Raw genomic sequence first — 9,997 nt, 5'->3', positions numbered from 1 at the left:
TTCAGCAGTGTCATCGGCGGGCGCGGGCGCGTCGGCGGCGCCATGCGCGGCCGCGTCATCCGCCGCCTGCGGTTCCTGCGCATGTGCGTCGTGGATGTCGTCGGCCGGCGTTTCGGTCGCCTGGTCCGCGGCATCGCCGTCGACTGCCATATGATCCGGCGCCTGCGCATCGTGCGCCTGCACGGCGTCATCCTGGGTGTCGCCCGCCTGCGTGACGGCCGCGTGGCCTTCGGCAGCACCGTCGACCGCCGGGTGATCGGATGCCTGCGCATCGTGCGCGTGCACGGTCGCGTCCTGCGTCGCATCGGCCTGTTCCTCGGCCTGGCGATCCTCGGAACCGTGCGCTTCGCCTTCGTGCGACGATGCCTGTGGTTCCTGCGCGTCCGCCGTCGTGTCGGTCTCGGCATCGACGGCGGCCGCATCGGCCGTCGCGTCCGGCGCCGCAGCCGTATCCAACGCGTCCGGCGCGGGATCGTCCAACACCTGCTCGGCGCTCAGCGGCGCCTCGACCGTCAACGCGTCGAGCTGGCCGTCCTGCGCCAAGGCCGCCTGTTCCTCGGCGTGGTCTGCATCCTGCGATGCCGCCGATTCCTCGACTGGGAGCGCGTCCTGAGCCGACGCCTGATCCTGCGCGGAGGCCGCTGCCTCTTCCGAAGACGGTGCGACTGCCGTGTCCGCATGGACGTCGCCCTCGCCTGCCTGGCCGGCCGCCTCGTCCGCCGGCAGCGTTTCGTGCAGATGCGCGGCATCGCCCAGGAACGCCGACAGATCGTCGGCCGCGGTGAGTTCCACCGCCTGCACGGCCTGCTCATCCAGGCCGGCCTCGGCCGGTGCCGACGCGGACAGGTCTTCGTCGTCCTCGTCGTGCGCGATCGGCGGCCACTGCACTTCCGGCAGGGTCTCCACCAGCGCGCGCAGGCGCTGCGCCAGGTCGGTGAACGGCGGAATCACCGGCGACGGTGCCTGCAGTTCCGCGATGGTGGCGGCGATGGCGCGCGCCGCGTCCTCGAGCGCACGCACGCCGTCGGCGCTCGGAACGCTACCAGACGCCAAGGCACGCTTGACGTAGCTCTCGGCCGGCCCGGTGACCGCGGTGATCTCCGGCACGTCGGTCATCGCGAACGCGCCGCTCATGGTGTGCACCGCGCGCAGCAGCGCTTCGGTCGCCGGCTGCGGCGCGTGCTGCAGCCAGGCGTGCACGGTCTCCAGATGGGTGGCGACCTCGGCTTCGAGGATCTCGCGCAGCACGCTGTCCACCGACGCCGGTGTGCCCGCGCGCGGCGCGACGGTCGCCTGCGGGGTGGCGAAATAGAACGCCTCCTCGCCGGCGGCGATACGCTCGGCCACCGCCTGGATCGCGTCCAGGTCGGCCTGCACCGCGCCGTCGCCGCGCAGCGCGGCATTGAGTTGCGGCAGCACCGCGTAGGCCTGCTCGACCATCGCCACCACCGCCGGGCTGGCGGGACGCGAGCCGTCGAGCACGCGGTTGAGCATGCTCTCGATCTTCCAGCTGAACTCGCCGAGCACGCGCGCGCCGACCAGGCGGCCGCTGCCCTTCAGGGTGTGGAACACGCGGCGGATCGGCCGCAGGCTTTCGGTGTGGGCAGGCGCGGCGCGCCAGGCCGGCAGCAGCGCACCGAGATTGACCAGTTCCTCGTCGAATTCCTCGAGGAACACCGCGCGGATCTCTTCGTCGATCTCGCCATCGCCGTCGATGAAGCCGGTCTCGGCGGCAGGCGGAGCGGCGGCAGGCGCGGCACTCGCCTCATGGCTGGCAGGCGTTGCGGCCGCGGGCTCGCCGCTGCGCGCGGCAGAAGTCACATCGAACTGCGCGGCAGCAGCCTCCAGGTCGGCCAGGAACGCGGCTTCGGCGTCCGACACCGGTGCAGCGTGTGCCTGTACCGGCTCGGGCGTCGCATGCTCCTCGGATTCCAGCGCGGCATGCTCCGGCGCCGATGGCGCATCGGCCACGGTGTGCGCCTCCTCGCCGATGGCGGCAAGGCCGGTATCGACATGCGCCTGGTCATCGAGAGAAACGTGAGGAGCGGTCTCGTGTGCGGCGTCGCTGGCGGCAACCTCCGCGGCCTCCGACGGGATCGCGTGGGCGGCGTCTTCGGCGTCGGCACCGGCGTCTGCTGGCTCGGCCTCCCCTGCCGCGTCGAGGCGTTCGCCGTGGGCGATATGGGCGCCAGCGTCGGCCAGCGCGGCCGCATCCGGCGACAGCGCGGACGCGGCCTGCTCGTCCTGCGCGTCCGGGGCGGCGTGCCAGTCGAGCGTATGCACCTCGTCGGCGGACCCGCCAGGCGCGTCGGCGAACGCCGGCGCGTCTTCCAGTTCGATGACCAGCGGCGGCGCGGAGGCGTCGGCGTCTTCTGCAGCAGCCGGCGTGTCGACGATGATCAGGTTGGGATCGTCGTGTTCGTCCAGGCCAGCGAACGCGGCCGGCACATCGGCCTGCGCCTGCTCCGGATACTCGGCGGCCACCGGATCGAAACCGGCGACATCGGAGGCGGACGGCGCGGAAGCGGCTGCGGCATCGTCTTCATGGGCGAGCGTGGAGGGCGTCTGCGGCCGCAGTGCGTCCTGCTCCAGCACCAGGGAATCGAGGCTGATGTGCAGCGGCTCGGCGGTGCCGGTCCAGCTGTCCTGTTCGGCCGCGACCGGATCGAAACTGAGCGCCTGCGACGTTGCTGTGGGCTCGTGCTCGTCGCGCGCAGCGCCGTCGTCGGCGGGCGCGGAGGCGTGTTCGGCCGCGGTGTCGGCGGCGTCCGTCGCCAGGCTCCACTGCGGCGCCTGCGGTGCGGACGGCGCAGCGTCCTGCGCGCGCGGCGTGGTCTCGAGCGCGGCCTCGGCCGGCGCCAGATCCCAGGCCGGCACGGCCGGTGCGGCGATGGACGGTGGCGACGCAGGTTCGGCAATGCGATCGGCAACCACCGGCGGGGCGGCCTTGGTCGACTCAGCAGAGTCGCTTGCGCTCGGCAACACACCCGGCGCGGCCGGCGCGGTGTCGGGCAGCGGCCAGTAGCGCAGCGCTTCCAGGCTGCTGCGGGTGATGTCGAGGATCTCCTCGCGCCCGGGGCGGCGCTCGCGCAGCGCTTCCAGGTAGTACTCGAGGCTGGCCATCGCGTCGGCCAGGGTGTCGAGCTGGCGGCCGCTGGGCACGCGGCGCTTGCCGATCAGCTCGGTGCCGACGTATCGGCGCACGCCTTCCAGGTAATCGGCCGGCTGCGGCAGTTCCAGCATGCGCAGGGCACCGGCGACCTCAGCGAGCAGGCGCGGCACCTCGTCCAGGCGCGCATGGTCCCAGTTGGTCTCGATGAAGGCGACGAAGTGCTCGCGGGCGCTGCCGAAATTGGCGATGGCCTCGTGCGCCAGCACTTCCACCGTGCGCCGCGCCTCGGCGGCGCTGGCGTCGTCGTGCACGTCGCCGCCGGCGCCGAGATAGGCGACCTGGTCGTCGAGCGAGGCGTCCACGTACAGCAGCGCACCGGCGATATCCAGCAGCAGGCCTTCGTCGGCCGCGCGGGCGCCATCGACGATGCTGCGCAGCGCGTCGCGCTGCTGCACCACCACGCTGCGCGCCACGCCCAGGCCCATCACGCCCAGCGTATCGGCGACGCTGCCCAGCTCGTCGACCTGGGTCTGCAGCGCGGCGACGTCGCCGCCGGTGCGCAGATGCAGGTCCAGCGCGTCCTTGACCCGCAGCAGTTCTTCCTTGATCGCGGTGCCGACGGTGTCGAGCAGTTCGCGGTTGCGCCCGGCGAGGCTGCCGCGCGCATGGTCCAGTTCGGCCTCGGTGGCGGCGGCCGCGTCAGGCGCCAGCGCGAACAGCGCGCCCTCGCTGAGGCCGGCTTCGCCGCGCGCGGCGCGGATCTCGTTGAGCAAGGGCAGCAGCACGATCGGAATGTCGCGGTGGCCATCCTGCAGGCGTTCCAGGTAGTCCGGCAGCAGCACGGTGCCACGCATCAGCGTGGCGCAGGCCTCGTCGCGGTCGACCGCCTGGCCGTTCTGCACCGCGATCGCCAGCAGTTCCAGTTCCTCGGCGACCATCGCCGGCGCGTACAGCTCGACCATGCGCAAGGTGCCCTGCACCTGGTGCAGATAGCCGGCGCAGAAACGCATGCGGCCGGTGTCGGCCGGTTCCTCGACGAAGGCCTCGATCTCGCCGCGGACCTGGCGCAGGGTCTCGTCCAGTTCCGGCTTGACCCAGCCCAGCGCGGCATGGCTCATCGCATCGCGCAGCGCGCTCATCGCCGCGTCTCCGCGGCCGGGCACGCGCCGTGCCGCGCGAGCGCGGCGACGGGATGCGGGAGTTGTTCACGGTACGTCATGTGCGCTTCCTTCCACCCGGTTCCGGCCCGCTTACGCCGGCAGCTTGAAGTCGGCGACCGAGCGCCGCAGGTCCGCCGCCAGTTGCGCCAGGCGGCCGATCGATTCGGCGGTCTGTCCCGCGCCTTGCGAGGTCTGTCCGGTGATCTGCCGGATCACGTCCATCGTCTGGGTGATGTCGATCGCCGCCGCCGACTGCTGGTGCGCGGCGATGGAGATGTTCTTGATGAGGGTGTTGAGCGCGTTGGACACGCGTTCGATCTCGGTCAGCGCGGTGCCGGCGTCCTCGGCCAGGCGCGCGCCGGACACCACTTCGGAGGTGGTCTGCTCCATCGAGCTGACCGCTTCGTTGGTATCGGCCTGAATGGTCTGCACCAGGCCTTCGATGCGGCGGGTAGCGCCGGAGGTGCGTTCGGCCAGGCGCTGCACTTCGTCGGCGACCAGGGCGAAACCGCGGCCGGCCTCGCCGGCCGAGGCGGCCTGCACCGCGGCGTTGAGCGCCAGGATGTTGGTCTGCTCGGAAATGTCGTTGATCAGTTCCACGATCGAGCCGATCTCCTGGGTCGACTCGCCCAGGCGCTTGATGCGCTTGGAGGTCTCCTGGATCTGGTCGCGGATCTGGTCCATGCCCTGGATGGTCTCGCGGACCACGCCGGCGCCTTCGGCCGCGATCACCACCGAGCGCTGCGCCACTTCCGCCGATTCGGTGGAGTTGCGCGACACCTGCTCGATGCTGGCGGCGATTTCGTTGATGCGCACGGAAGCCGAGCCGATCTGCTCGGCCTGGTGCCCCGCCGCCTCGGCCAGCTGGCGCGCGGTGGCCTGGGTTTCCTCGGTGGACACGGCGACCTTGGCCGAGGTGTCGTTGATGGTGGTCACCAGGTGGCGCAGTTCGTCGACGGCGTAGTTGATCGCGTCGGCGATGGCGCCGGTCATGTCCTCGGTGACCGAGGCCTTGACGGTCAGGTCGCCTTCGCCGAGCGAGCTGATTTCGTCGAGCAGGCGCATGATCGCCTGCTGGTTGCGGCTGTTGTATTCCACCTGCGTCTGCAGGCGGATTTCCTGCTCGCGGCTGCGGCTGCGCACCGTGGTCCAGACGAAGCCGACGATCGACAGCAGCGCCAGCAGGCCGGAGATCACGCCCAGCCAGAAGTTCGGGAACAGGCGGGTGTCGCGGGTCGAGCCGAACGCGGAGAACGCGTCGAACAGCTTCTTGCTGTCCTCCAGCATCTTGCCCGAGCCGGCGGTCAGCGCCGCGGCGGCGGACTGGGCGGCGAACAGGCTGCGCGAGCTGGCCTGCAGCGCGTCCAGGTCCTTCTTCATTTCCGCCCACTGCGCCTGCGACTGTTCCAGTGCAGCCAGCGCGGCAGCGTTGCGCACCGGCGCGATGCCCAGTTCCTCGTTGCCGTTGCGCAGGCCCTCGAGCATCTGCCCGAACACCACCGCGTCGCGCGCCAGCGCGTCGCCGGCGCTGGCCGCACCGCGGCCGCCGGCGCGCATTTCGGTGACGCGGCGGGCCATGGTGCCGGCCACCACCACCTGCTGCAGGGTGTTGTAGATCTGCGCGGCGGGCGCGCCGCCGACCGTCATCGCGCGCACCACCTCGTTCAACTGCGCCTGCAACTGCGGCACGCCGCCGACGAAGCGGTCGGCGTTGCCGGCCAGCGCCAGCACCGCCGGTTCGCTGTCCACCACCTGCTGCGCGTTCTTGGCCAGCGGCGCCCAGGTGCCGTTGAGGGTCTGCAGCGGCGCGGACACGCCGGCTTCGTTGGCGTAGCGTGCGTTGAGCTCGGCGACGGTGCTCTCCACCTTCGCCTTGGTCTGCTTGAACTGCTTGAAGGTCTCGGCGTTGCCGGACACTGCGTCGCGGGCCTGGTTGGCCAGCTGTTGCGACAGCACCTGCAGGTCGGCCGCGCCGGTGCTGGCGCCGGCCAGGCGGTTGCCCTGCCAGGTGGCCACGCCGGTGTTGGCGCCGAACACGACCAGCGACAACGCCAGCAGGCCCAGCCAGAAACTCGTGCCCACGCTGCCGAGCTTGCTGGCCTTGCGGGCGTCCGGAGCAGTACTCATGATGCGACCTCGGTCTTCGATGCGGAGGCAGCGCGCGCGCTCAGGCGGCGGCTTGCCGGAATTCGGGAGTGCGCGACAGCAGCGACAGCGAGAACACGCCCCAGTCCTGGGCGTCGCCGCGGAAGGCGCGGTCGATGAAGTGCGCGTAGCGGCCCTGGGCCAGATCGCCCGGCTCCACCGCCTGCGCCTCGGTGAAGCTGCGCTGGCCGAACAGTTCGTCGATGGTCAGGGCCACGTCGCCGCCGCTCTGGCGCATGATCAGCACGCGCTGGCCTTCCTGCAGCGCAGTGCGCTCGCCTTCCAGGAACTGCTTCAGGTCGACCACCGGGAAAAGGTTGCCGCGCAGGTTGCCCACGCCCAGCAGCCACGGCTGCGCGCCCGGCACCGGGGTGACCGGCGGCATGCGCACGATCTCCACCACTTCGCGGAAGTCCGACACCAGGTGGCGCTTGCCGACGCGGTAGCCGACCCCGCGCCAGACGTCGTCGTCGAAGGCGCGTTCGGGCATCTGCACGGCGTGCGCCAGGCTGCGCCGCTCGTAGGCCTCGAGGATGTCGAAGGGCGAGCGCATGTCAGCCCACCAGTTGATTGATGCGGGCGATCAGCTCGTCTTCCCGCGGCGGCTTGACGATGTAGTCGGTGGCGCCCTGGCGCATGCCCCAGACCTTGTCGGTCTCCATGCTCTTGGTGCTGATGATCAGCACCGGGATGTGCCGGGTGGCCTCATCGCGCGACAGCGCGCGGGTGGCCTGGAAGCCGCTCATCCCCGGCAGCACAACGTCCATCAGCACCAGGTTCGGCGCCTGCTCGCGTACCAGCTTGATCCCGTCCTCCGCGTTGTCGGTGGACAGGACCTGGTGCCCGGCTTTTTCAAGCCATTGCGTGAACACCGCCCGGTCGGTCGGTGAGTCCTCGATCAACAAGATACGGGCCATGCTGCCTTTCCCCCTGGTCAGGCGTTGACGTATGTACGGATCGCGCCCAGCAGCTCTTCGCGTGTAAAGGGTTTGGTGAGGTACTGCTCGGACCCGACGATGCGCCCGCGCGCCTTGTCGAACAGGCCGTCCTTGGAGGACAGCATGATCACCGGCGTGGCCTTGAACAGCTGGTTGCCCTTGATCAGCGCGCAGGTCTGATAGCCGTCCAGCCGCGGCATCATGATGTCCACGAAGATGATCTGCGGCTGCTGGTCGGCGATCTTGGCCAGCGCCTCGAAGCCGTCGGTCGCCGTCACCACTTCGCACCCTTCGCGCTTCAGCAACGTTTCGGCAGTACGACGGATCGTTTTCGAATCGTCGATCACCATGACCCGCAAGCCTGCGAGTTCCCCACCCGCAGTCGTGTTTTCACTCATCACTTGCCCCCAAGCGCGCGACGCTTCATCGGATCCGGCTTCGCTGCGAAACGCCATGTATCCCAAGACCCGCTGCGACTGTCAAGGCCGCCGCTGCCGGTCTGCGTTGAACCACGTAACAGCACAAACTATGTCACAGTTTGGCGGATAACGTGCGACACCGCGCAGCCGCGCCCGACACCCGGTGCGCGGCGCCCCCGCCGACCCGCTACCATCTTCCGCTCAGTCTCTCAGGTGCCCCCATGCCGTTCGATGTCATCGTGGTGATGGACCCCATCGCCAGCATCAAGATCGCCAAAGACACGACCTTCGCGATGCTGCTGGAAGCGCAGCGCCGCGGGCACCGGCTGCACTACGTGCGCCCCGGCGGGCTGACCCTGCGCGATGGCTGCGCAACCGCCCAGGCCGCGCCGCTGCGGGTGCGCGACGACAAGGCCGGCTGGTTCGAGCTGGACGCGTTCGCCGACCTGACCTTCGGCCCCGGCCAGGTCGTGCTGATGCGCAAGGATCCGCCGTTCGATGCGGAGTTCCTGTACGACACCCACGTGCTCAGCGTGGCCCAGCGCGCCGGCGCGCAGGTGGTCAACGACCCGCAGGGCCTGCGCGACTTCAACGAAAAGCTGGCCGCCCTGCTATTCCCGCAGTGCTGTCCGCCGACGCTGGTCAGCCGCGACGCCGCCACGCTCAAGGCCTTCGTGCTGGAGCATGGCCAGGCGGTACTGAAGCCGCTGGACGGCATGGGCGGGCGGTCGATCTTCCGCAGCGGCACCGGCGACCCCAACCTCAACGTGATCCTGGAGACGCTGACCGACGGCGGCCGCAAGCTGGCGCTGGCGCAGCGCTTCATCCCGGACATCAGCGCCGGCGACAAGCGCATCCTGCTGGTCGACGGGGTGGCGGTGGACTACTGCCTGGCGCGGATTCCGCAGGGCGACGAGTTCCGCGGCAACCTGGCCGCCGGCGGCCGCGGCGAAGGCCGCCCGCTGAGCGAGCGCGACCGCTGGATCGCCGCCCAGGTCGGCCCGGAAATGAAGCGGCGCGGCATGCGCTTCGTCGGCCTGGACGTGATCGGCGACTACCTCACCGAGGTCAACGTCACCAGCCCCACCTGCGTGCGCGAGCTGGACGCGCAGTTCGGGCTCAACATCGCCGGGCTGCTGTTCGACGCCATCGAGGCCTACCCGGCGCGATGAGCGCGGCCGCCGCGACGCCCGCGCCGCGCATCGGCGAGCGCGAACGGCTCAGCGCCACCCTGGTGCTGTCGCTGATCGTGCACGGGCTGCTGATCCTGGGCGTGGGCTTCGCGATCGACGACGACGCACCGCTGGTGCCGACGCTGGACGTGATCTTCAGCCAGACCAGCACGCCGCTGACACCGAAACAGGCCGACTTCCTGGCCCAGGCCAACCAGCAGGGCGGCGGCGACCACGACACGCCGCAACGTCCGCGCGACAGCCAGCCCGGCGTGGTGCCACAACGCCAGGACGGGTTGGCGCCGCAGGCGTTGCGTGCGCAGACCGCGGCCGCGGCACCGGAACCGACCCCGCGCGTGGTCAGCAGCGCGCGCGGCGAGCAGCCGCTGCCGGTGGCGCAGACCCAGCCGCGTACCGACGACCCGCAACGGCCGGTGGACGCGCAGCGCGAACAGCGCGATGCCGAGATGGCACGCCTGGCCGCCGAAGTGCACCTGCGCTCGGAGCAATACGCCAAGCGCCCCAACCGCAAGTTCGTCTCCGCCAGCACCCGCGAATACGCCTACGCCAACTACCTGCGCGCCTGGGTCGACCGCGCCGAGCGCGTCGGCAACCTCAACTATCCCGACGAAGCGCGGCGGCGCCGGCTCGGCGGCCAGGTGGTGATCAGCGTCGGCGTGCGCCGCGACGGCAGCCTGGAGAGCAGCCGCATCCTGCGCTCCAGCGGCGTGCCGATGCTCGACGCCGCCGCACTGCGGATCGTGCAACTGGCGCAGCCGTTCCCGCCACTGCCGCGCACCGACGACAACGTCGACATCCTGCAGGTGACCCGCACCTGGGTGTTCCTGCCCGGCGGCAGCCTGGTCGACGACCGCTGAGCGGCACGCAGATCGCCCCTCTCCCCCCCGGGAGAGGGGTTGGGGTGAGGGTACGGCGCGCAGCGACTCGCGAAGGTCGGGCGCACGAGGCTTCGCCCGTACCCTCATCCGCCCCTTCGGGGCACCTTCTCCCGAGGGGAGAAGGAACAGCTAGCCCCTCTCCCGCCGGGAGA

Annotated in this window: 7 protein-coding genes; 2 read left to right on the top strand and 5 right to left on the bottom strand. The window is 70.8% G+C overall.

Annotated features, from left to right (window positions below; all coding sequences use genetic code 11):
• The 5 genes from CEK69_RS14050 to pilG form a co-directional block, all read right to left on the bottom strand.
• Positions 1 to 4,251: Hpt domain-containing protein (locus tag CEK69_RS14050; RefSeq protein ID WP_193313994.1), on the bottom strand; the 4,251-nt coding region annotated here is incomplete at its 3' end.
• A 111-nt stretch (positions 4,252 to 4,362) separates the two neighbouring features.
• The gene (locus CEK69_RS14045; RefSeq protein ID WP_017910265.1) at positions 4,363 to 6,399 is read right to left on the bottom strand and encodes a methyl-accepting chemotaxis protein; all 2,037 of its coding nucleotides are present in this window, start codon (positions 6,397 to 6,399) and stop codon (positions 4,363 to 4,365) included.
• Between the two features lie 40 nt (positions 6,400 to 6,439).
• On the bottom strand, positions 6,440 to 6,970 hold the full coding sequence (locus tag CEK69_RS14040; RefSeq protein WP_017910264.1) for a chemotaxis protein CheW: 531 nt from the start codon (positions 6,968 to 6,970) through the stop codon (positions 6,440 to 6,442).
• A gap of 1 nt (position 6,971) precedes the next feature.
• A complete protein-coding gene (locus CEK69_RS14035) occupies positions 6,972 to 7,334 on the bottom strand; it encodes a response regulator (RefSeq protein ID WP_026143267.1) in 363 nt (120 codons plus the stop codon).
• A 17-nt stretch (positions 7,335 to 7,351) separates the two neighbouring features.
• Positions 7,352 to 7,753, bottom strand: a complete 402-nt coding sequence (pilG, locus tag CEK69_RS14030; protein WP_003472648.1) for a twitching motility response regulator PilG — start codon at positions 7,751 to 7,753, stop codon at positions 7,352 to 7,354.
• 242 nt (positions 7,754 to 7,995) lie between these two features.
• Here pilG and gshB point away from each other — a divergent pair, with 242 nt between their 5' ends.
• On the top strand, positions 7,996 to 8,946 hold the full coding sequence (gshB, locus tag CEK69_RS14025) for a glutathione synthase (protein WP_152246232.1): 951 nt from the start codon (positions 7,996 to 7,998) through the stop codon (positions 8,944 to 8,946).
• Positions 8,943 to 9,824, top strand: a complete 882-nt coding sequence (locus CEK69_RS14020) for an energy transducer TonB (protein WP_017910261.1) — start codon at positions 8,943 to 8,945, stop codon at positions 9,822 to 9,824. Before gshB ends, CEK69_RS14020 begins: the two co-directional genes overlap by 4 nt.
• Positions 9,825 to 9,997: the final 173 nt, after the last annotated feature.

The organism is Xanthomonas sp. LMG 12462 (assembly GCF_009192885.1).
In the GTDB taxonomy this organism is placed as follows: domain Bacteria; phylum Pseudomonadota; class Gammaproteobacteria; order Xanthomonadales; family Xanthomonadaceae; genus Xanthomonas_A; species Xanthomonas_A sontii.
Note: the sequence above shows the minus strand (reverse complement) of the source record. Positions and strands in the feature narration are given on the sequence as shown.